The sequence below is a fragment of the Bradyrhizobium sp. T-12 genome (assembly GCF_058314695.1).
This window is the reverse complement of record NZ_CM177756.1, coordinates 2,594,298-2,616,297: the sequence shown is the minus strand read 5'-3', so window position 1 is coordinate 2,616,297 and position 22,000 is coordinate 2,594,298. Positions and strand designations below refer to the sequence as shown.

Below are 22,000 nucleotides of genomic sequence, written 5' to 3'. Positions count from 1 at the left end.
CCGCTACTTGAGACCAGGGAGAGAAGGCCCATGCTGAATACCGCGACCAAGTCCGAGGCACCGGGCACCGAGCAGGAACTGACGGATGGCTTCCATCTCGTCATCGACGCGCTCAAGCTGAACGGCATCAACACTATCTATAATGTGCCGGGCATCCCGATCACGGATTTGGGCCGCATGGCGCAAGCCGAAGGCATTCGCGTGATTTCCTTCCGCCACGAGCAGAACGCCGGTTACGCCGCAGGCATCGCCGGCTATCTCACCAAGAAGCCCGGCGTCTGCCTCACGGTCTCCGCGCCCGGCTTCCTCAACGGTCTCACCGCACTCGCGCACGCCACCACCAACTGCTACCCGATGATCCTGGTCTCGGGCTCCTCCGAGCGCGAGATCGTCGACCTGCAGCAGGGCGACTACGAGGAAATGGACCAGCTCGCGATCGCCAAGCCGTTGTGCAAGGCGGCCTATCGCGTGCTGCACGCCCAGGACATCGGGATCGGTTTCGCCCGCGCGATCCGCGCCGCGGTCTCGGGCCGTCCGGGCGGCGTCTATCTCGACCTCCCCGCAAAACTGTTCGGCCAGGTCATGAGCGCCGATGCCGGCCAGAAGTCGCTGGTCAAGGTGATCGACGCGGCGCCCGCGCAGATCCCCTCGCCCGCTTCGGTCAAGCGTGCGCTCGACGTGCTCAAGAGCGCCAAGCGTCCGCTCATCATCCTCGGCAAGGGTGCGGCCTACGCGCAGGCCGACGAAGAGATCAAGAATTTCGTCGAGAAGAGCGGCGTGCCGTTCCTCCCCATGAGCATGGCCAAGGGCCTGCTCCCAGACACCCATCCGCAGTGCGCCGGCGCGGCCCGCTCGACGGTGCTGAAGGAATCCGACGTCGTCATGCTGATCGGCGCGCGGCTGAACTGGCTGCTCTCGCACGGCAAGGGCAAGAGCTGGGGCGAATCCCCGAAGAAGTTCATCCAGGTCGACATCGAGCCGCGTGAGATGGACTCCAACGTCGAGATCGTCGCGCCCGTGGTCGGCGACATCGGCTCGGTCGTCTCCGCCTTCAACCAGGCGATGGGAACGGGCTGGACCGCCCCTCCCGCCGACTGGACCAAGGCCATCTCGTCCAAGCGCGAAGAGAACGTCGCCAAGATGGCGCCGAAGCTCATGAACAACAAATCGCCGATGGACTATCACGGCGCGCTCGGCGTGCTTAAGAACGTCATCAAGGAGCACCCCGAGGCGATCCTCGTCAACGAGGGCGCCAACACGCTCGATCTCGCCCGCGGCGTCATCGACATGTACCGGCCGCGCAAGCGTCTCGACGTCGGCACCTGGGGCGTGATGGGCATCGGCATGGGCCAGGCGATCGCGGCCGCGCTCGAGACCGGCCATCCCGTGCTGGCCGTGGAAGGCGACTCGGCCTTCGGCTTCTCCGGCATGGAGGTCGAGACCATCTGCCGCTACAACCTGCCGATCTGCGTCGTCATATTCAACAATGACGGCATCTATCGCGGCACCGACGTCAACGGCGCCAATTCCGATCCGGCGACGACAGTGTTCGTCAAGGGCGCGCGCTACGACAAGATGATGGAAGCCTTCGGCGGCGTCGGCGTCAACGCGACCTCGCCCGACGAGCTGAAGCGCGCCGTCAACGAGGCCATGAAGTCCGGCAAGCCGACGCTCATCAACGCGGTGATCGATCCGGCCGCCGGCTCGGAAAGCGGCCGCATCGGCAACCTCAATCCGCAGAGCGTTCTGCAGAAGAAGAAGTAAGTCCACCCCTCAACCCTTTATTCCCTGCCGGCTGCAGGGGCAGACACAGTACGGAGCAACAAGATGACCAAAGCGCTCACGGGCGTTCGCATTCTCGATTTCACTCACGTCCAGTCCGGGCCGACCTGCACGCAGCTGCTGGCGTGGTTCGGCGCCGACGTGATCAAGGTGGAACGTCCGGGCGTGGGTGACATCACCCGCGGCCAGCTGCAGGACATCCCGAACGTGGACAGCCTGTATTTCACCATGCTCAACCACAACAAGCGCTCGATCACGCTCGACACCAAGAACCCCAAGGGCAAGGAAGTCCTCACCGAGTTGATCAAGAAGTGCGACGTGCTGGTCGAGAATTTCGGCCCCGGCGTGCTCGACCGCATGGGCTTCCCCTGGGAGAAGATCCAGGCGATCAACCCGAAGATGATCGTCGCCTCGATCAAGGGTTTTGGCCCCGGACCGTACGAAGACTGCAAGGTCTATGAGAACGTCGCGCAGTGCACCGGCGGCGCCGCCTCGACCACGGGCTTCCGCGACGGCCTGCCGCTCGTCACCGGCGCGCAGATCGGCGATTCCGGCACCGGCCTGCACCTGGCGCTGGGCATCGTCACCGCGCTCTATCAGCGCACGCATTCGGGCAAGGGCCAGCGCGTCACCGCCGCGATGCAGGACGGCGTGCTCAACCTCGCCCGCGTCAAGCTGCGCGACCAGCAGCGCCTTGCCCACGGCCCGCTCAAGGAATACAGCCAGTTCGGCGAAGGCATTCCGTTCGGCGATGCCGTGCCGCGCGCCGGCAACGACTCGGGCGGTGGCCAGCCCGGCCGCATCCTGAAGTGCAAGGGCTGGGAGACCGATCCCAACGCCTACATCTACTTCATCACCCAGGCTCCGGTCTGGGAGAAGATCTGCGACGTGATCGGCGAGCCCACTTGGAAGACCGATCCGAACTACGCGAAGCCTGCGGCCCGCCTGCCGCGCCTCAACGAGATCTTCGCCCGCATCGAGCAGTGGACGATGACCAAGACCAAGTTCGAGGCGATGGAAATCCTCAACAAGGACGACATCCCCTGCGGCCCGATCCTGTCGATGAAGGAAATCGCCGAAGACCAGTCGCTGCGCGCGACCGGCACCGTGGTCGAGGTCGATCACCCCACCCGCGGCAAGTACATCTCGGTCGGCAACCCGATCAAGCTGTCGGATTCACCGAGCGAGGTGGAGCGCTCCCCGCTGCTCGGCGAGCACACCGACGAGATCCTGCGCTCGGTGCTCGGCTTCAGCGACCATCAGGTCGCCGAGATCCACAAGTCCGGCGCGCTCGACCCGCCGCAGAAGCAGGCCGCGGAGTAAGCGGACACAACAGCGAATGACGAAGGCCGCCGGTTTCGGCGGCCTTTTTGTTTGATCCCGATTTCGAGCTTAGTGCTCTCCGAGCTGATCGCGAAAATACTTCACCACCGCTGCATTGAACTCGCGATGAAAGCCCACCCGGTCGAACCCGGCCGGCGTGTCGGTACAGATGCGGGGGACGGCTGCCGCGAGCTCGGCCGAACACGGCGCGAGGAACGCAAAATGGCCGGCCGGCACGACATGAATCTCCGGCTTGCCCGGCAATCCCTGCGCGACGCGCTCCGTGCCCGAGCCGTCGCCGACACCGGGGCCGCCGAACTGCGAGCGCCAGAACTGGAACGGCACCTTCACGACGGCGAGATTCTCCCGCGTTAGGGTGCCTGGCGCGGGATCAACGATGACAGCGGTGCGGATGCGCGCATCCTGGATCGGCTCGGGTGGCGTCTCGCCATTGTGAAGCTGCGCGCAAGCGCCGCTCGTCTCCTTGCAAAAGCTGGCGACCCTCGCGAAATCCGGCTTGGTCCCCATCAGCACGAAGCCGGTCGCACCGCCACTCGAGAAACCAAAGAACCCAACCTGGGCGGGATCGATCACCGCCCGGTCCTTCCAATTCTTCAGCATGAAATCGAGCAAACGAACGATATCCGCCGGACGCGAGCCCCAGAGGTACAGCGTATCGCGCCGCGAGGAATCGTTTGCGGTGTCACCGGGATGGTTGACGGCCGCAACGACGAAGCCCGCATCGGCCAGCGCCTCCGCGGTGTCGTGATGCTGGCCGAACCAGCCGCCACGACCGTGCGAAAAGATGATGAGCGGGAGTTTAGCGCCGGTGACGGGACAATCTCTCGCACCCTTCAGGTCGAAATCGGCGCCGACCGCAAGGCTGCCCAACGCCACATGCGCCGGCTCGGCCGCGCACGGATACCAGATCGCGCCTGACAGCGCCGGGCCGGATTCAAGGAGCTGAATGCCCGCAGCCTCCGCGGTCGACGTGAAACAGCAGAAAATGACGGCAAAAGCCCAAAGCATCCTGCGCAACGGAAGTCCCCCGGTTTCGCGCTAGAGTTGAACGAAGAAGGGCAGCGGAATTGTGGCTTCGGTTTTGAAGCGAAAGCAGATTGCCGGCGGCCGGTCACCCGCCAAAAAACTCGAGACCTCGTGTCGGATCGGCGGCGCCCCGGTCGTCCTCGTGACATGAAGGGGCCATAGACGCCAATCTCGGGCCCATCAGTCAATGAGGATAACAACCATGCCCAGCACGATCCGCCTGCATCGCGTCCTGACGACCAGCCCGCAGAAAGTCTATCGCGCCTTCCTGGAGGCAGATGCGATGGCGAAATGGCTGCCGCCGAACGGCTTCACCTGCACCGTGCATCATTTCGAGCCCAAGGTCGGCGGCACGTTCAAGATGTCGTTCCGCAATTTCACGACGGGCAACAGCCATTCGTTCGGCGGCGAATATCTCGAGCTCGTGCCCGGCGAGCGCCTGCGCTACACCGACAAGTTCGACGATCCCAACCTTCCCGGCGAGATCCAGGTGACCGTGATCCTGAAGAAAGTCTCGGTCGGCACCGAGATCGACATCACGCAGGCCGGCATTCCCGACGTCATCCCGCCGGAGGCCTGCTATCTCGGCTGGCAGGAATCGCTGCGCAATCTGGCGAAGCTCGTCGAGCCCGAGATCAATCAGTAGCGGCGACATCAGTATCGTAGGGCGGGCAAGCCGCACTGGCGCCGCGCCGCCATTCGTTTCTGGTCGCGTACGGGACGTGGGCACGCTTCGCATTGCCCACCCTACGGCGCTGCGCCCGCAATGGCGGAGAACGAGGAAGCGAGCGCTACGCGCCCGCCTTCTTTCCGATCCCGCCATCGGCGGTCCAGCGATCCGGCTCCGGACTGTGCCCGATCAGCGCAAGGCCATAGGCGATCGACTCGAACTGGTCGCCCGACATCAGCCGTTCGTTGCCGAAGCGTTCAGCGAACAGTTTTCGCACCGCCGGCACGAACGAGGTGCCGCCGGTCAGGAACACCTTCTCGACCTCGCGCGCGGTGATGCCGGCTTCGCCCAGCACCTTGTCGACGGTGGCGCCGAGGCGAGCGATGTCGTCGGCGATCCAGGATTCGAAATTCTTTCGCGTGACGGTCGATCCGATATCGACGCCGCCGCCTCTGAAACGGAAATTCACCTCGTCCTGCGCCGACAGCGCAACCTTGGCGTCGGACACTGCGCGGTACAGCGCAAAGCCGAGGTCGAGATCGACGATGGTGATGAAATCCTCGAGCAGTTCAGGCTTCAGCGCGGTGCGCGCAAGCTCCCGGAGCTCGCGCAAGTCCCCGTTGCTCTTCATCATCGCGAGTTGGTGCCAGCGCGCGAGATTGGTGTAATGGCCGCTGGGGATCGGCAGCACCTTGTCGAAGGAGCGGAAGCTGGAGCCCTTGCCCAGGCGCGGCGAGACCACGTGATCGACGATGCGGTAGTCGAACGTGTCGCCGGCAATCCCGATGCCGGCATGGCCGAGCGGCTCGGCGCGTAGGGCACCGCCTTTGCGCGAAAAGCGCATCACGGAGAAATCGCTGGTGCCGCCGCCGAAATCCGCAACCAGCACGGTGGCATCGCGCTCGAGCTTTCGGGCGAAGGAGAACGCGGCGCCGACCGGCTCGTAAACATAGCGCGCGTGGCCGGCGCCGAGGCGCTCGAAGGCGGCACGGTAGCGCTGCATTGCCAGCGCCTCATCCGGATTGCCGCCGGCAAAGCGCACGGGCCGGCCGACCGTGATGTTGGACGCCTCGAAGCCGAACTTCTCACCGCCATGGCGCGCCAGCGTGCGCAGGAATGCCGCCAGGATGTCCTCGAACTTGAAGCGCTGCCGGAACACTTGCGTGGTCTGGAAGCTGCTGCTGGCGGCAAAAGTCTTGAACGACTGGAGGAACCGGTAGACGTGGCGGCCTTCGAGGAACGTCTCGATCGCCCACGGGCCGCCCTCGGCCTGGGCCCCGGCGCCCGGCCGGTCCTCCCAGAAGCACAGCGCCGAGACATAGGTGCTGTGGCGCTGGCCGCCGTGGTCGAAGCGGATGGCCTCGACCCGGCGGTCGTCCGCCGCGAGCGCGACGACCGTATTGCTGGTCCCAAAATCGATGCCGATCGAGACGGCGGGCGAGGCGCTCGACATGAACCACTCTGACGGTTGATTGGATAAGGGGGCGGACCACTAGCCGCTTTGACTTGTCCTGCCAAGCCCGTCCGCTGCAGTGCGGCCGGAGCCTGGCGCCCGCCGCAATGAGATTCCGGGATTCCGCCCAGGCTTTCGCGCCTTTCGGCAATGATAGGGCCCGCTCAGCGGCTCAAGATGGGCAATTTTATGCCCGAACCGGCCGCATTAACCCGGCGTTATGCTGCAATGCGGCGCATTACATGCTGCCATGCAAACAAACACATGGACAGTGGCATCTGGTATACATAGATTGTTCCCAGACATGAGACGCAAGACTGACCGTCTCAAGAAAGGAAATTCCAATGTCCAAGACCGCTTCCGTTGCTTTGGCCCCCTCCGCCTCGCTGTTCGCCCGCCTGATGGCCGCGATCGACAGCTTCCTGATGGCGAGCGCCGAGATCTCAAACCACAACGGCGACCTGCCGCGGTTCGGCCTGTAAGCCGTTACTTTCCCGCGCTGCCACGCAGCGCGACGGTTTCAGAACGATCCACATGCTACTTTTGATGAATGGCCCCGCACGACGGGGCCATTTCTACTTGTGCTGTTCCGAGTCACAGTTGCCGCTGAACAAGGCTGCGACATTTGCGCACGGTGGCCGGACCAGCGCTTGAAGCTTGGCATAATGCATACAAGAATGCCTCTCCAGCGCTCGCAGAAAAATTAGAGGCGCCACGGGAGGCTTTATGACGGACATGGTGCAGGCAACCGCCCCTACTACCGCGCGCGTTAGCGACACGTATCGCTGGGCGCAACTGGCGATCGGTGTAGGCGCGATGGTGATGATCGCCAACTATCAATACGGCTGGACGTTCTTCGTCCCCGACATCCAGAAGAAGTTCGGCTGGGATCGCGCATCGATCCAATGGGCCTTTACCCTCTTCGTGCTGTTCGAGACCTGGCTGGTGCCGATCGAAGGATGGTTCGTCGATAAATACGGTCCGCGAATCGTCGTGCTGGTCGGCGGCGTGCTCTGCGCCATCGGCTGGGCGATCAACGCACAGGCCACCACGCTCAACGGCTATTACCTCGGCATGATTGTTGCGGGCATCGGCGCCGGCGGCGTCTACGGCACCTGCGTCGGCAACGCGCTGAAGTGGTTTCCGGACAAGCGCGGCCTCGCCGCGGGCATCACGGCGGCAGGTTTCGGTGCAGGCTCTGCGCTGACGGTCGCGCCAATCCAGGCCATGATCAAGGACAGTGGCTTCCAGACCACCTTCCTCTATTTCGGCCTCGGCCAAGGCATCATCATCTGCATCCTCGCCTTCTTCCTGCTGTCGCCGAAGGCGGGCCAGGTGCCGAACGTGGTGGCGAACGCCAATCTGCTGCAGACCCGCCGCAACTATCAGCCGACCGAAGTTCTGCGTCAGCCGATCTTCTGGCTGATGTACTTCATGTTCGTGATCGTCGGCGCCGGCGGCCTGATGGTGACGGCCAACCTGAAGCCGATCGCGGCCGACTGGAAGGTCGACAACGTGCCGGTCACGCTGATGGCGGTGACGATGACGGCAGTGACCTTCGCGGCCACGATCGACCGCGTGCTCAACGGCCTGACGCGTCCGTTCTTCGGCTGGATCTCCGACATGATCGGCCGCGAGAACACGATGTTCATCGCCTTCGGCATGGAAGGCTTCGGCATCTGGATGCTCTACCTCTGGGGTCACGATCCGATCTGGTTCGTGCTGCTCTCGGGCTTCGTGTTCTTCGCCTGGGGTGAGATCTACTCGCTGTTCCCCTCGACCTGCACCGACACGTTCGGCGCCAAGTTCGCGACCACCAATGCCGGCCTGCTCTACACCGCCAAGGGCACCGCCGCGCTGCTGGTACCGATCGCAAACTACATGCAGCAATCGTCGGGCACCTGGGACAGCGTGTTCATCATCGCAGCCGGCGCCAACATCCTGGCCTCGCTGCTGGCGATCGCGGTGCTCAAGCCCTGGCGCAAGGTCGTCGTCGCAAAATCGACGGTCGCCTGACGCCCACCACAGCTTCATCGAGCAGACGCCCGGCCTTGCGGCCGGGCGTTTTCGTTTGGGGAAAGCTTGCGGCGCCAGCTCCCCGCTGGAACCGAAGATTTGTGACAATCCGCCGCAGATAGCACTTGCTTTCTGGAATATGGTATACCAAGCTCCGCCCTGCGCTTGCGACGATAAGCCACAACATTTGCGACACTGGGTCATCTTGCAATCCAAAGTCGCAATCAATCAGGCGCGTTGGGAGGTTCTTGATGATTTCCAGCACGGATGGCGCCGTCACGGCCGCGCCTCTTCGCACCGGTTTCCGTTGGTTCCAGCTCGCCATGGGCATCGTCTGCATGGCGATGATCGCCAATCTGCAATATGGCTGGACGCTGTTCGTCGATCCGATCGACGCAGCCCATCATTGGGGGCGCGCCGCGATCCAGCTCGCTTTCACCATCTTCGTCGTCACCGAGACCTGGCTGGTGCCGGTCGAGGCGTGGTTCGTCGACAAATACGGCCCGCGCATCGTCATCATGTTCGGCGGCGTGATGATCGCGCTGTCCTGGATCCTCAACTCCTATGCCGACTCGCTCACGCTGCTCTACGCGGCAGCGGTCATCGGCGGCATGGGCGCGGGCGCGGTGTACGGCACCTGCGTCGGCAACGCGCTGAAATGGTTTCCCGATCGCCGCGGCCTTGCCGCCGGCGCGACGGCCGCGGGCTTCGGTGCGGGCGCTGCGCTCACCGTGGTGCCGATCGCAGCCATGATCGCATCCAGCGGCTATCAGCACGCCTTCCTCACCTTCGGCATCGGCCAAGGCGTGATCGTGTTCGTGCTCGCCTTCTTCATCCAGCCGCCGCGGCTCTCGATCCCGCCGAAGAAGAAGCAGCTCAATTTGCCGCAGACCAAGATCGACTTCACCCCGCCGCAAGTGCTGCGGACGCCTATTTTCTGGGTGATGTATCTCGTCTTCGTCATGGTCGCCTCGGGCGGCCTGATGACCGCGGCGCAGATCGCCCCGATCGCGCACGACTTCAAGATCGCGAGCACGCCAGTCACGCTCGCCGGCTTCCAGATGGCGGCACTGACCTTCGCGATCTCGCTCGACCGCATCTTCGACGGTTTCGGCCGCCCGTTCTTCGGCTTCGTCTCCGACACGATCGGCCGCGAGCACACCATGTTCATCGCCTTCGGCACCGCCGCCTTGATGCTGCTGACGCTGTCGGCCTACGGTCACATCCCGCTCGTCTTCGTGCTGGCAACCGCGGTGTACTTCGGCGTGTTCGGCGAGATCTACTCGCTGTTCCCCGCGACCTGCGGCGACACCTTCGGCTCGAAATTCGCAACCACCAATAATGGCATGCTCTACACCGCGAAGGGCACCGCCTCCCTGCTCGTTCCGCTCGCAAGCGTGATCTCGGCGGCCTATGGCTGGAAGGCCGTGTTCGTGGTCGCAGTGGCCTTGAATGCGACGGCGGCGCTGATGGCGCTGTTCGTGATCAAGCCGCTGCGCCGCTCCTTCATCCTCGGCAAGGAAGCCGAGAGCACCGAGACCGCGACCGGCAGTGCGAAGACAAGTGCAAAGACCGAGACGGCGTAGCCGCCGCACATTCGCAACAACGAGAAGGGGCGCAGCGATGCGCCCCTTTTCTTTTTGTCTCGACGGCAAACGTCAGTATCGCTGTCGCAAGATTTTTCGGATCGGCCAAATCCAGCGCTTGACGATTGGCATTATGTATACCACACTTCTCCCAACATTCACCCAGGGAGGTTGCAATGCTGGTCGGAGACATTCTGCGCAAGAAGACGCCGCGCGTTGTCACGGTGCGGATGAACGAAACGGTGGGTATCGCCGCCAAGCTGATGCGCGCCAACAACATCAGCGCACTGGTGGTCAAGGACGTGGTCCGCTCCGAGGGTAACACCGCGGTCGGCATGTTCACCGAGCGCGATGTGGTGCGCGCCGTCGCCGAGCACGGCACGAACGCCGTCAACGTCAAGGTCTCGCAGCTCGTCTCGGTGCAGCAGCTGGTGTCCTGCACCTCGAGCGACACGATCGATGACGTCCGCCACCTGATGAACCGGCACCACATCCGCCACCTGCCGGTGATCGACGATTACAGCCTCGTCTCCGTGATCAGCATGCGCGACATCGCAGCTGCCATCGACGAGGCCCTCAACGGCACGCCGCAAGCGGCCGCCTAAACGATACGACCCTTCCCCTGCGACTACCGGCCCCGGCTCGGATCCTTCCGAGCCGGACCGGATCTTTCGTCCCAAAAATCCGACTTCGGCTCCCTCCGCGAGGATTTCATGAAGATCTGTATCTACGGCGCCGGCGCGATCGGCGGATATCTCGGGGTTCAGCTCGCACGCGCAGGCGCCGATGTCAGCCTCATCGCACGCGGCGCCCACCTCGCCGCCATGCGCGAGCACGGCCTGACGCTGCTCGCGGGCGAGGAGAAGCACACCGTGCATCCGCGCTGCACCGACGACCCCAATGAGCTCGGCGTGCAGGACTACATCATCATCACGCTGAAGGCGCATTCGATCACGGGCGTGATCGAGAAGATGCAGCCGCTGCTCGGGCCGCACACCCGCATCGTCACCGCCGTCAACGGCATTCCCTATTGGTACTTCCACAAGCACGGCGGCCAATACGAGAACTCGACGCTGGAGAGCATCGATCCCGGCGGGCGGCAGTGGCGCGAGCTGGGCGCCGAGCGCGCCATCGGCTGCATCGTCTATCCCGCCACCGAGCTCGAGGCGCCCGGCGTGATCCGTCACGTCTACGGCAACAATTTCCCGCTCGGCGAGCCCTCCGGCGAGATCACACCAGACGTGCAGCGCCTCGCCGATCTGTTCGTCGCCGCCGGGCTGAAGGCCCCGGTGCTCGACCGCATCCGCGACGAGATCTGGCTGAAGCTCTGGGGCAATGTCTGCTTCAACCCGATCAGCGCGCTCACGCACGCAACGCTCGACGTGATCTGCACCGATCCGTCCACGCGTGCGCTGTCGCGCGCGATCATGGTGGAGACGCAGGCGATCGCCGAGACGTTCGGGGTCAAATTCCGCGTCGACGTCGAGCGCCGCATCGAGGGCGCCCGCAAGGTCGGCGCCCACAAGACCTCGATGCTCCAGGATCTCGAGCGCGGCCGCCCGATGGAGATCGACCCGCTGGTCACCGTCGTGCAGGAGATGGGTCGCCTCACCGGCATCCCGACGCCCGCACTCGACTCGGTGCTGGCGATGGTGACCCAGCGCGCCCGCATCGCCGGGCTCTACGACGGCGTATCGACGCCGGCAGATCCCCGCGCACTGGCGGTGGCATGATGGCTGGCGAGATCAAGAAGTGGCTGCGCTTCCGGAATAATGGCACGACCGGTTTCGGCACCCTGACCTCATCGGGCATCAGCGTGCATGAGGGCGAGATGTTCGGCCGCAACGCCGCCACGGCCAGGACGCTGGCGCTGTCGGAGGTCGAGCTGCTCGCGCCTTGCGCGCCCAGCAAGATCGTCGCGCTCTGGAATAATTTCCACGCGCTCGCCGCCAAGCTGAACCAGCCCGAGCCGCCGGAGCCGCTCTATCTCCTCAAGGCAACCACGAGCATCACAACGCCGGGCGCCGTGATCCGCCGTCCCTCTTACTACGACGGCAAGACCACCTATGAGGGCGAGCTCGGCATCGTCATCGGCAAGACCTGCGCGCGCGTCTCGCCGGCAGAAGCCGACGGCTTCATCTTCGGCTACACCTGCGTCAACGACATCACCGCCAACGACATCCTGACCAGCGACCCTACCTTCCCGCAATGGGCCCGCGCCAAGGGCATCGACGATTACGGCCCCTTCGGCCCCGTGATCGCAACCGGCCTCGATCCGGCAAAACTCACGGTGCGCACCATCCTCAACGGCGCGGAGCGGCAGAACTATCCGATCTCCGACATGATCTTCTCGGCGCAGGAGCTGGTCAGCAAAATCTCCCATGACATGACCCTGCTCCCCGGCGATCTCATCGCCGTCGGCACCTCGGTCGGCGTTGGGGTGATGAAGGAGGAGGTGAACATTGTGACCGTCGCGATCGACGGCATCGGCGAGCTCACTAACGAGTTTCGGCTGTAGCTGCGATGCCGTAGCCCGGATGGAGTAGCCCGGATGGAGCGAAGCGTAATCCGGGGCAGTCCATCGTCATGCACAGGTCCCGGATTGCGCTTCGCTCCATCCGGGCTACAGGCTATCGCCATCGTCGCCGCAGCGCGGCAAAATTGATCCTGCGCAAATCGCGCCGTCCCGGCCGCCACTATCCTTTCCGGCAAGAGATCGATGTCTCATGCCAGGGAGGAAGCCATGACAAATGCCAATAATGCACTTTTGTGGACGGCTCTGTACATTGCGCTCGCATTCGGCGCGATCTTCGTCGTCTGGTTCGCCGACAAGAAACGCGCGAGCTTCCTCGGCAAATGAGCGCGCCGCGTCGCGTCGGCGGCTGAGGCGAGTAACGAAATCTGCGTGGAATGGAGCGTAGTCCGGGTCCCGCGCGCGATGCTCCCGCGTGCGCCCATCCGGGCTACAGAAATGCTCGCTCCGTCATTCCGGGGCGGAGCCCCCACCGCTGCGGGAAGACCCGGGGCACCCCGCCGTGCCGTCTTTCCCTCAATCAGCGGTGGATCGCGCGTCCCGAGGCATCATGCACCTCCGACAGCCCCTTGCGCGGTGTTCGGCTCTCCAATAGCAATCATGGCGAAAATGTGTGCCGGCGTGAGGAATTCACGATGTGGCTGTTTTTCCTGATTGCCTGGTTGGTGCTGCTGGCCGTCATCGCGTTTCTCGCCCAGCAGACGTTTGGTTACGACTTTGCCCATCTGCCCGCCTGGTTCGCGGGGCTTCCCATGCCGCAACGCATCACTGTCGGCGCGATCCTGGCGGGGACGCTGGCCCTGATCGGCGCGTCTGCCTGGCGGCTGTCACGCCAGGACCGCAGCCTGAAGACGCTGCGCGACCGTCTCAAGAAGACCCGCGAGGACGTCGTCGTCGCCCACGCCCTGCAGAACCATCTCGACGCCACCGTCCAGCACCTGATTGAAAGCGATCCCCGGGAAGCGGTCTCCGCCCTCCACGACAAGCTCGGCGAGACCGAGCAGCGCGCGCTGCTGCAGCAGGGCCGCAACGAATCCACCGACATGCACGACCAGCTCGCCGAGATCCGCCGCCGCCAGCAGGCACTGCGCGAGATGGTCGGCAAGGTTGCCGATCAGCGCCGCGCGGTCGAGCCCGTCTTCACCGAGATCCGCGACCGCCAGAACCAGCTGGAACGCTCGCTGCACGACCTCGAGACCGACGACCGCAAGAACAACCTCGCCGACCGGCAGCGGGACATCGCGCGCGACGTGTCGGCGCTTCTGGGGCGGGTGAACGCGGTCCAGGACACATTCGCGACCCTCAACCGGCACAAGGAGGATCTGGCGAAATCCCACGCCGAGCTGGCGCCGCTGCGATCCTCGGATGCCGGCATCAACGCCTTGATCGGCGAGCTCAGCCTCAGCCACGACCGCCTCGCCAAGACCATCGACGAGCTCGAGACCGGCGGCGAGACGCCGCTCGCGACGCGCGTCGAAACACTCTCGAAGAACAAGATCGAGATCGAGCAGCGTCTCGCCCGCATCGACGACAGCTTCGACATCCTGAAAAGCATCCGGCTCGATTTCGAGGAGCTCGGCCAGCGCCAGGCCCAGCTCGAACGCGCGCTCGCCGACGTCGAAACCGATTCCGACGGCAGGACCCTCGCAGACCGCCAGCACGCGCTGAACGAATTCGTCCTCCAGTCACGCCAGCGTCTGGCTGCCTTGCAGGAGACACTGGCGACGCTGAACGCCTTCAAGACGGAGCTGTCGAAGTCGCAGGCCGACCTCGTCCCGCTCAAGGCGCCGGTGTTCGGCATCGAGGCCATGATCGCGGAGGTCGGCGCGACCCGCGATCTCCTCGCCAAGACCGTCAGCGAGATCGAGGCCAACGGCGACGTGACGCTGGCCTCGCGCGTCGAGACCCTGACCCAGAGCAAGCGCGAGGTCGAAGACCGCCTCGCCCGCATCTTCGACAATTTCAACGCGCTCGACGCCCTGCGCAAGGACATCGGCGGCATCTTCGCGACGATCAGGAATGGCCTCAATCGGATCGGGTGAGGCGCTTCACGCCGTCTCGAAACATCCAGACACATCACATCTTTGCGCGTCAGACATATGCCGCTGACATGCCCCGTGCGCGCCGCAACTTGGTCGCATTCGGACGCCCTTTTGTGAGGTGTGTCTGGGGACACGGCATGGCCGTGTTTGGGCCAAACCTTCTAGGGGTATCACTGTGAAGAAGATTGTAATTGCTCTGGGTGCCACGCTTGCTCTGGTGACGGCCGCGAACGCTGCGGATCTGCCGCGCCGCCAGCCCGTGCCGGTCTATTCCGAGCAGGCGCCGATCGGCAAGATGCCGATTGGCAAGAGCCCGGTTGGAAAGGCCCCGATCGGCAAGGCGCCGGGCCCGGTTGCGGCGCGCTACTGACGCTTTAGCGCGCAAGACCAGCGTAAGCGGCCGACAGTCGAGGGGCACAGCGTGACGAACAAACCTGATCGATCGGGATCCTGCATTCTTGCCGGGCTCGCTCTCGCGGCGATGATCGCCTGCCTGATGCCCTCGGCTTCGGCCCACGAAGCCAACAAGCGCGCTGCGGATGCCAATGCGCTTGCCACGACCGACTCCACGTCACGGCCGGCGCCGCAATCGACGCGGCGCTCGCTCGCGCGCGCGGAGAAAGGTCCCTATTACGTCGACTTCCGCGCCCGCACGGCCGCCAGCTGGGGCCATGCCTTCGTCTGGTACGGCAAGACCAGCGAGAAGGCCGTCGAGGTCGCAGGGCTGACGCCCGCCGGCGACACGCTCGCTTACGTGCTCGGCCACATCACCTTCGTGCCGTCGGAAACCGGCGCGAGCTATGGCGATCTCGATCCGGAATATCTGACCGCCAGCTACCGCGTCTATCTGAACGAGGCCGACGCCAAGCGCGTGTTCGCCTATATCAAGAAATTGCAGACGAACTCGCCGGTCTGGAACGCCGAGACCGCCAATTGTACCGGCTTCATCGGCGACATCGCCGAGTTCATGGGCCTCGAGGTCCCCAACCGCTGGCAGCGCCCGGAAAACTTCGTCAACCGCCTCAAGGAAATGAACGGCGGCCGCCAGATGGTGCGGCTGTCGGCGGAGTAGCTTTCCCCTCATTGCGAGGAGCGTAGCGACGAAGCAATCCAGAAAGCAGCCTCAGCGTCGCCTTGGCGGACGCCCCTGCAAAGGCGGCACACCCCAATTATCCGCCTCGCGGAATCTCCTCGTCCCCCGCATGCCGCCCCGCCTCCACCGCACGCTCGGCTGATAGACTTTTCCCACCCCCGGCGGCATCCTTGCGGCATCAACCGACAACAGAGCCTGCGGGCCATCGCTGGGGGAAACTTATCATGCTGCAGACAAGGTTCACTGAACTCGTGGGGGTCGAGCACCCGATCGTCCAGGGCGGCATGCAATGGGTCGGGCGTGCCGAGCTGGTCGCCGCCGTCGCCAATGCCGGCGCGCTCGGCTTCATCACCGCGCTGACCCAGCCGACGCCGGAGGACCTCAGGAAGGAGATCGCGCGCTGCCGCGACCTCACCGACAAGCCGTTCGGCGTCAACCTCACCATCCTGCCCGCGATCAAGCCGCCGCCCTATGCCGAGTACCGCGCCGCCATCATCGAGAGCGGCATCAAGGTGGTCGAGACTGCCGGCAACAAGCCGCAGGAGCATGTCGACGAGTTCAGGAAGCACGGCGTCAAGGTCGTGCACAAATGCACCAGCGTGCGTCACGCGCTCTCGGCCGAACGCATGGGCGTCGATGCCATCTCGATCGACGGTTTCGAATGCGCCGGCCATCCCGGCGAGGACGACACCCCCGGCCTGATCCTGATCCCGGCCGCCGCCAACAAGATCAAGATCCCGATGATCGCCTCCGGCGGCTTTGCCGATGCCCGCGGCCTCGTCGCCGCGCTGGCGCTGGGCGCCGACGGCATCAACATGGGCACGCGTTTCATGGCCACCAAGGAAAGCCCGATCCACCAGCTCATCAAGGAGAAGATCGTCGCCAATGACGAGCGCGAGACCGAGCTGATCTTCCGCACCATGCGCAACACCTCGCGCGTCGCCAAGAACGAGATCTCGACCAGGGTGGTCGCGATGGAGAAGGAAGGCGCAAAATTCGAGGACATCCGCGAGCTCGTCGCCGGTGCCCGCGGCAAGATGGTCTATGCCACGGGCAATTCCGATGAAGGCATCTGGTCGGCCGGCCAGGTTCAGGGCCTGATCCAGGACATCCCGAGCTGCGCCGAGCTGATCTCCCGCATCGTGCGCGAGGCGGAGGCGATCATTCGCAGCCGGCTCGAAGGCATGATCGTTCAGCCGCAACGCGAAGCGGCGGAATAATCACCTCAGGAGGCGAGAGGATTTCATGAAAGCCTATGTCTACGGTCCTGAAGGCGCTCGGATTTCCGACGTCGCTCAACCCAAGCCGAAAGGCACGCAGGTTCTCGTCAAGGTCCGCGCCTGCGGCCTCAATCGCGCCGACACCGGCATGCGCAAGGGCCACGCCCATGGCGCGGCCGGCGGCGTCGGCACCGTGCTCGGCATGGAATGGGCCGGCGAGGTCGCCGAGCTCGGGCCGGATGCGAAGGGCGTCAAGATCGGTGACCGCGTCATGGGCTCGGGCGGCGCGGCCTTCGCCGAATACACGCTGGCCGATCACGGCCGGCTGTTCCACGCACCCTCGAACATGAATTTCGAGGAGGCGGCCACCCTGCCCGTCGCGCTCGCGACCATGCACAACGCCGTGGTCACTGTCGGCGGGGTCAAGCCAGGCCAGAGCGTGCTGATCCAGGGTGCCAGCTCCGGCGTCGGCCTGATGGCGATGCAGATCGCCAGGCTCAAGGGCGCAAAGCTCGTGATCGGCTCCTCCACCGATGCTGTCAGGCGCGGCCGGCTGAAAGAATACGGCGCCGACCTCGCGGTCGACTCATCCGATCCCAAATGGGTCGACCAAGTGCTGAAGGCGACGAACGGCGAAGGCGTCGATCTCATCGTCGACCAGGTCTCGGGCAAGGTCGCCAACCAGAACCTCGCCGCGACCAGGGTGAAGGGCCGCATCGTCAATGTCGGCCGGCTCGGCGGCACCCATGCCGATTTCAACTTCGACCTGCATGCGGCGCGCCGCATCGACTATGTCGGCGTCACCTTCCGCTCCCGCACCATCGAGGAGGTCCGCGAGATCTTCGCGGAGGTCCGCAAGGACATCTGGGGCGCGGTGGAGTCGCGAAAGCTGCAGCTGCCGATCGACAAGGTATTTTCCTTCGACGACATCGACCGGGCGTTCGAGCACATGGAGGCGAACAGGCATCTTGGGAAGATCGTGGTGACGGTGTGAGGAAAGTCATTCCGGGGCGGTCCGCGGGACCGAACCCGGAATGACATCGCCCCGCTCCTGCAACTCACTCGCGACTACTCCTGTGGATCGCCGCTTGATGTTCGGCCCCGGGCTGCTAAATCCCCCGCCATGACCTCCCAGCACGACAAGACCTCGGTCGCGGCGATCTCGATCTTTGCCAGCGGCGCCATGGCGGCGGCCAAGTTCGTGGTCGGAATCGCGATCGGCTCGCTCGCGCTAATCTCCGAGGCCCTGCACTCCTCGATCGACCTGGTCGCGACCATCATCACCTGGGCGGTGGTGCGGGTGTCCGACAAGCCGGCGGACGATGAGCACCATTACGGCCATGGCAAGCTGGAGAGCATCTCCGCGCTCGGCGTCACCGCCCTGCTCTACGTGCTCGCCGGCGGCATCCTGGTCGAGGCGTATAGCCGGCTCCGCGAGGGGACGCCGCCGCCAACCATTTCGGCCGTGCCGTTCGTCGTGCTGGTGATCGACATCATCGTCAATCTCTGGCGCGCCCGAGCCCTGCACCGCGCCGCGCGTGCGACGCGAAGCCAGGCGCTCGCGGCCGACGCGCTGCACTTTGCTTCCGACGTGATGGGCTCGTTCGCCGTGATCGTGGGCCTGATCCTCGCCGCCCTCGGCTTCTGGTGGGGCGATGCCGCGGCGGCGGCGGCGGTCGCCGTGATGATCGCGGCTCTCGGCCTGCGCATGGCCGGCTCGACCGTGCAGACGCTCGTCGACCGCGCTCCCGAGGGTGCGCAGGAAAAGGCCACGGCCGCGATCTGCGGCGTGCCCGGGGTGATCGACGTCGAGCGCCTGCGCGTGCGCATGGTCGGGGCGACGACCTTCATCGACACCATCGCCAAGGTGCCGCGGACCTATCCGATCGACCGTGTCGAGGACATCAAGCGCAACGCGCAGGCCGCCGTCACCAAGACCTTCGGTGATGCCGACCTCACTTTCGCCGCGGTGCCCGTCGCGCGCGACAACGAGACCGTGCGCGACCGCATCATGGTCATCGCGCGCAATTCGGGGCTCGCCATCCACCACGTCACAGTGCACGATCTGGGCGGCAAGCTGATCGTCAGCATCGACCTCGAGGTCGATGGCGGCATGCAGCTCGACGCCGCCCACGACATCGCCAACACGCTGGAGCGCAACATCCAGGTGGAGTTCGGCGAGGACGTCGAGGTCGATGTCCATATCGAACCGCTGGAACCGGAACTTCCGTTCGGCATCGATGCCGCGCCGGAGCGGGTGCGGACGATCGCCGCCGCGCTGGCGGACTATGCCGCCGGCGGCGAGATCCACGACATCCACAATGTCCGTGTCCGCAACACCGATGCCGGCGAGATCGTCAACTTTCACTGCCGCGCGACACCCTCGATGAGCGTGATCAAGGTGCACGAGCAGGTCGATGCGATCGAGCGCGCGTTGCGGCGCGCGTTCCCGAGCGTCAAGCGCGTCATCAGTCACGCCGAACCGCCGCGCGCGTGACGAGTCGCACGACACGAAGAATGTGCGTGGAGTCACACGTTCCCGTTTCGGACTCCTCCCGCCCGTGAGTTTGCGGACGCGCGATGCACAAATCTCGCGTTGGATAAGAATAATTTCGCGTTAACGATTCGTTGACTCTCGACAGCCCGCGAAAACTGGATTCAAATCGCTGTGATTCGGAAGCGATGTGGGGCTGCTTCCGGACTTCAGTTGCAAGCTGGTTTTCAGGGGGCCGAAGGCATGTCGCGTGCAGACGCCGCGAACGCGTGCGTCCAATCCGATTCGATCAAAGGATTGGCGCAATCGATCGCGAAACCTGCCTATCATCGGCTCTTGATCGCGGAGCCGGCGCTTCGTCGCGCCGTGCCGACGCTGATCATCGCTTTCCTGATCACGATCTGTCTCGGCGCGTTCGTTCAGGTCGTCGACCAGACGCGTCAGAAGCGGCTGGTGATCCGCCACGACATCTCGGCGCTCGCCGATCTGCTGGCCGAGCGCATCGACCGCATCACCTCCGTGCGGCAGGAGCGGCTGAAGAACATCGAGAGCCTGCCGACGCTGCTGCCGGACCTGATCCCGTCCTGGGGCACGGCCTCGGGCCGCCACGTCATCGTCACCTCGGCCGGCATCGACCGACGCGTCCTCGCCCGCGTTCCGGTCGACAGCGACCCCTCGGGCAACGACCGTCTGCTCGATGCCATCACGACGGCACAATTGCTCGCGGCGCCGACACGCGACGGCAATATCTCCGACATGACGCTGCCGAACGGCAACGCCGCGATGGCGACCTCGCGGCAGATCAAGTCGATGCCCGGTTTCGTCACCGTGATCCAGGAGCGCAACGAGCCGATCTGGGGCTCGGACGCCGCGCTCTCGGTGACGCTGTCGGCCACGACAGGATTCGTCGTCCTGATCCTCGGCTTCGCCTTCCACTGGCAGTCCACCCGCGCCCGCGAGGGCGACCTCATCAACGACGCCGTGCGCGGACGCATCGACACCGCGCTCAACCGCGGCCGCTGCGGGCTGTGGGACTGGGACCTGTCGCGCGGGCGGATCTTCTGGTCGCAGTCGATGTTCTCGATGCTCGGCCTCGACGGCCGCAACGAGCTCCTCACCTTCGGCGAGGTCAATGCGCTGGTGAAGTCCGACGACATCGACCTGTTCGCGATCGCCGACCAGCTCATCTCCGAGAAGATCGACCACATCGACCAGACCTTCCGCATGCAGCACGTCGACGGCCACTGGATCTGGCTGCGCGTCCGCTGCGAGAAGACCCGCGGCGCCACCGATTCCAGCGTGCACCTGATCGGGATCGCCGTCGACATCACCGAGCAGAAGAGCCTCGCCGAGAAGACGGTGGAAGCCGACCTTCGCCTGCGCGACGCCATCGAGACGATCCCGGAAGCCTTCGTGCTGTGGGACGCGAGCGACCGTCTCGTGCTCTGCAACTCGCACTTCCAGCGCCTGCACAAGCTGCCCGAGACCGCCGTTATTCCCGGCACCTCCTACGAGACCGTGCTGGAGGTCGGCCGCATGCCGGAGGTGCGCACCCGCCACAACGAGACCGCCGCCCAAGGGCCCGGCGCGCGCACCTTCGAGGCGCAGCTCGACGACGGCAGCTGGCTGCACATCAGCGAGCGCCGCACCAAGGATGGCGGCTACGTCTCGGTCGGCACCGACATCACCCGCATCAAGGAGCACGAGCAGAAGCTGGTCGACAACGACCTGCGCCTGCGCGCCACCGTCATCGACCTGAAGCGTTCGCAGGCCGCGCTGGAGCGCCAGGCGGTCGAGCTCGCCGACCTCGCCGAGAAATACCAGCGCGAAAAGACCCGCGCCGAGGAAGCCAACCAGACCAAGTCGAAATTCCTCGCCAATATGAGCCACGAGCTGCGCACGCCGCTCAACGCCATCATCGGCTTCTCCGAGATCATGGGCTCGGGCATGTTCGGCGAGCTCGGCAGCGAGAAGTACCAGGAGTATTGCCAGGACATCCTGACCAGCGGCCACTATCTGCTCGAGGTCATCAACGACATCCTCGACATGTCGAAGATCGAGGCCGGCCGCATGAAGCTCGACATGGAACAGCTCGACCTGTCGCGGACGCTGGCGGAATCTCTGCGGGTCGTCACCGGCCGCGCCCAGGACAAGCACATCACCCTCGACGCCGACATCGCCAAATCCATCGCCGTCGTCGCCGACCGCCGCGCCACCAAGCAGATCATCGTCAACCTCCTCTCCAATGCGGTGAAGTTCACGCCCGACGGCGGGCGCGTCGTGGTGCGCAGCCGGCAGCTCGACGACCGGATCGTGCTGATGATCGCGGACACCGGCATCGGCATCGCGCCGCATTCGCTGGCACGGCTCGGCCGCCCGTTCGAGCAGGTGGAGAGTCAGCTCACCAAGACCTATCACGGCTCGGGCCTCGGCCTTGCGATCGCCCGCTCGCTGGCCCAGCTCCACGGCGGCTCGATGCGGCTGCGCTCCAAGCTCGAGGTCGGCACCGTCGTGCGCGTGACCCTGCCACGCGACGCGATCAAGGCGGCGTCCGGGATATCGGCCGCGGCCTGAGACCCTACAGCTGCAGCTCCCTTCCCGCTTGCGGCGGAGGGTTGGGGAGAGGGTAGCTCCGCAATCGAGAACCCCCAAGAGGAGAGAACCCTCACCCGGCGCGTTGCGCCGACCTCTCCCGCAAGCGGGAGGTGCACCGAGCGCGCGGCCGCTTAATTCAACTCAAC

The 22,000-nt window shown here is 64.9% G+C and carries 18 protein-coding genes; 16 read left to right on the top strand and 2 right to left on the bottom strand.

The genetic code is table 11. The features are described from left to right. Positions 1 to 30: 30 nt before the first annotated feature. Positions 31 to 1,764, top strand: a complete 1,734-nt coding sequence (oxc, locus tag AC0WRY_RS12255) for an oxalyl-CoA decarboxylase (RefSeq protein WP_194407223.1) — start codon at positions 31 to 33, stop codon at positions 1,762 to 1,764. A gap of 63 nt (positions 1,765 to 1,827) precedes the next feature. Continuing rightward, entirely contained in the window at positions 1,828 to 3,105 is a 1,278-nt protein-coding gene (gene frc, locus AC0WRY_RS12250) for a formyl-CoA transferase (RefSeq protein ID WP_063195930.1), read from the top strand. Positions 3,106 to 3,174: 69 nt separating this feature from the next. Here frc and AC0WRY_RS12245 read toward each other — a convergent pair whose 3' ends face one another. Beyond that, the gene (locus AC0WRY_RS12245) at positions 3,175 to 4,134 is read right to left on the bottom strand and encodes an alpha/beta hydrolase family protein (protein WP_491123466.1); all 960 of its coding nucleotides are present in this window, start codon (positions 4,132 to 4,134) and stop codon (positions 3,175 to 3,177) included. Between the two features lie 220 nt (positions 4,135 to 4,354). On the opposite strand from AC0WRY_RS12245, the gene AC0WRY_RS12240 reads away from it, so the two are divergent. Further along, positions 4,355 to 4,798, top strand: a complete 444-nt coding sequence (locus AC0WRY_RS12240) for an SRPBCC family protein (protein WP_491123161.1) — start codon at positions 4,355 to 4,357, stop codon at positions 4,796 to 4,798. A 145-nt stretch (positions 4,799 to 4,943) separates the two neighbouring features. Here the strand turns inward: AC0WRY_RS12240 and AC0WRY_RS12235 are convergent, their stop codons facing one another. After that, entirely contained in the window at positions 4,944 to 6,275 is a 1,332-nt protein-coding gene (locus AC0WRY_RS12235) for an Hsp70 family protein (protein WP_491123160.1), read from the bottom strand. 344 nt (positions 6,276 to 6,619) lie between these two features. Here AC0WRY_RS12235 and AC0WRY_RS12230 point away from each other — a divergent pair, with 344 nt between their 5' ends. The 13 genes from AC0WRY_RS12230 to AC0WRY_RS12170 all read left to right on the top strand — a co-directional run bounded on the left by AC0WRY_RS12230 (position 6,620) and on the right by AC0WRY_RS12170 (position 21,833). Beyond that, a complete protein-coding gene (locus tag AC0WRY_RS12230) occupies positions 6,620 to 6,757 on the top strand; it encodes a hypothetical protein (protein ID WP_194388353.1) in 138 nt (45 codons plus the stop codon). A 244-nt stretch (positions 6,758 to 7,001) separates the two neighbouring features. Further along, positions 7,002 to 8,291: an oxalate/formate MFS antiporter gene (oxlT, locus tag AC0WRY_RS12225; protein WP_211417589.1), complete on the top strand. Its 1,290-nt coding sequence runs from the start codon at positions 7,002 to 7,004 to the stop codon at positions 8,289 to 8,291. Positions 8,292 to 8,542: 251 nt separating this feature from the next. Next, a complete protein-coding gene (gene oxlT, locus AC0WRY_RS12220; RefSeq protein ID WP_194407219.1) occupies positions 8,543 to 9,877 on the top strand; it encodes an oxalate/formate MFS antiporter in 1,335 nt (444 codons plus the stop codon). Between the two features lie 176 nt (positions 9,878 to 10,053). Continuing rightward, complete coding sequence (locus AC0WRY_RS12215; RefSeq protein ID WP_212067105.1) at positions 10,054 to 10,482, top strand: CBS domain-containing protein; 429 nt, start codon at positions 10,054 to 10,056, stop codon at positions 10,480 to 10,482. Positions 10,483 to 10,590: 108 nt separating this feature from the next. Beyond that, entirely contained in the window at positions 10,591 to 11,610 is a 1,020-nt protein-coding gene (locus AC0WRY_RS12210) for a 2-dehydropantoate 2-reductase (RefSeq protein WP_194407217.1), read from the top strand. Further along, positions 11,607 to 12,395 carry a fumarylacetoacetate hydrolase family protein gene (locus AC0WRY_RS12205; RefSeq protein WP_491123159.1) on the top strand — a complete coding sequence of 263 codons (789 nt, stop codon included), beginning with the start codon at positions 11,607 to 11,609 and terminating at the stop codon, positions 12,393 to 12,395. The genes AC0WRY_RS12210 and AC0WRY_RS12205 overlap by 4 nt, the downstream gene beginning before the upstream one ends. 650 nt (positions 12,396 to 13,045) lie before the next feature. Then, positions 13,046 to 14,452 (top strand): hypothetical protein, encoded by a 1,407-nt coding sequence (locus tag AC0WRY_RS12200; RefSeq protein WP_491123158.1) that lies wholly within the window; start codon positions 13,046 to 13,048, stop codon positions 14,450 to 14,452. Positions 14,453 to 14,621: 169 nt separating this feature from the next. Then, a complete protein-coding gene (locus AC0WRY_RS12195; RefSeq protein WP_049820038.1) occupies positions 14,622 to 14,822 on the top strand; it encodes a hypothetical protein in 201 nt (66 codons plus the stop codon). Between the two features lie 51 nt (positions 14,823 to 14,873). Next, a complete protein-coding gene (locus tag AC0WRY_RS12190; RefSeq protein ID WP_194407214.1) occupies positions 14,874 to 15,524 on the top strand; it encodes a hypothetical protein in 651 nt (216 codons plus the stop codon). A gap of 245 nt (positions 15,525 to 15,769) precedes the next feature. Continuing rightward, positions 15,770 to 16,765, top strand: coding sequence for an NAD(P)H-dependent flavin oxidoreductase (locus AC0WRY_RS12185; RefSeq protein ID WP_194407213.1), 996 nt, complete (start codon positions 15,770 to 15,772; stop codon positions 16,763 to 16,765). Positions 16,766 to 16,790: 25 nt separating this feature from the next. Further along, the gene (locus tag AC0WRY_RS12180) at positions 16,791 to 17,759 is read left to right on the top strand and encodes a zinc-binding dehydrogenase (RefSeq protein WP_194407212.1); all 969 of its coding nucleotides are present in this window, start codon (positions 16,791 to 16,793) and stop codon (positions 17,757 to 17,759) included. A 129-nt stretch (positions 17,760 to 17,888) separates the two neighbouring features. Beyond that, on the top strand, positions 17,889 to 19,262 hold the full coding sequence (locus AC0WRY_RS12175) for a cation-efflux pump (protein ID WP_194407211.1): 1,374 nt from the start codon (positions 17,889 to 17,891) through the stop codon (positions 19,260 to 19,262). Between the two features lie 240 nt (positions 19,263 to 19,502). Beyond that, positions 19,503 to 21,833 carry a PAS domain-containing sensor histidine kinase gene (locus AC0WRY_RS12170; protein WP_194407210.1) on the top strand — a complete coding sequence of 777 codons (2,331 nt, stop codon included), beginning with the start codon at positions 19,503 to 19,505 and terminating at the stop codon, positions 21,831 to 21,833. Positions 21,834 to 22,000 lie beyond the last annotated feature (167 nt).

Coding starts and splice junctions, on each gene's coding strand:
- AC0WRY_RS12240 (WP_491123161.1), top strand. CDS start 4,355: ATGCCCAGCACGATCCGCCTGCATCGCGTCCTGACGACCAGCCCGCAG.
- oxlT (WP_194407219.1), top strand. CDS start 8,543: ATGATTTCCAGCACGGATGGCGCCGTCACGGCCGCGCCTCTTCGCACC.
- AC0WRY_RS12175 (WP_194407211.1), top strand. CDS start 17,889: ATGACCTCCCAGCACGACAAGACCTCGGTCGCGGCGATCTCGATCTTT.
- AC0WRY_RS12230 (WP_194388353.1), top strand. CDS start 6,620: ATGTCCAAGACCGCTTCCGTTGCTTTGGCCCCCTCCGCCTCGCTGTTC.
- AC0WRY_RS12235 (WP_491123160.1), bottom strand. CDS start 6,275: ATGTCGAGCGCCTCGCCCGCCGTCTCGATCGGCATCGATTTTGGGACC.
- AC0WRY_RS12200 (WP_491123158.1), top strand. CDS start 13,046: ATGTGGCTGTTTTTCCTGATTGCCTGGTTGGTGCTGCTGGCCGTCATC.
- AC0WRY_RS12215 (WP_212067105.1), top strand. CDS start 10,054: ATGCTGGTCGGAGACATTCTGCGCAAGAAGACGCCGCGCGTTGTCACG.
- AC0WRY_RS12210 (WP_194407217.1), top strand. CDS start 10,591: ATGAAGATCTGTATCTACGGCGCCGGCGCGATCGGCGGATATCTCGGG.
- oxc (WP_194407223.1), top strand. CDS start 31: ATGCTGAATACCGCGACCAAGTCCGAGGCACCGGGCACCGAGCAGGAA.
- AC0WRY_RS12185 (WP_194407213.1), top strand. CDS start 15,770: ATGCTGCAGACAAGGTTCACTGAACTCGTGGGGGTCGAGCACCCGATC.
- AC0WRY_RS12245 (WP_491123466.1), bottom strand. CDS start 4,134: ATGCTTTGGGCTTTTGCCGTCATTTTCTGCTGTTTCACGTCGACCGCG.
- frc (WP_063195930.1), top strand. CDS start 1,828: ATGACCAAAGCGCTCACGGGCGTTCGCATTCTCGATTTCACTCACGTC.
- AC0WRY_RS12180 (WP_194407212.1), top strand. CDS start 16,791: ATGAAAGCCTATGTCTACGGTCCTGAAGGCGCTCGGATTTCCGACGTC.
- AC0WRY_RS12205 (WP_491123159.1), top strand. CDS start 11,607: ATGATGGCTGGCGAGATCAAGAAGTGGCTGCGCTTCCGGAATAATGGC.
- AC0WRY_RS12170 (WP_194407210.1), top strand. CDS start 19,503: ATGTCGCGTGCAGACGCCGCGAACGCGTGCGTCCAATCCGATTCGATC.
- oxlT (WP_211417589.1), top strand. CDS start 7,002: ATGACGGACATGGTGCAGGCAACCGCCCCTACTACCGCGCGCGTTAGC.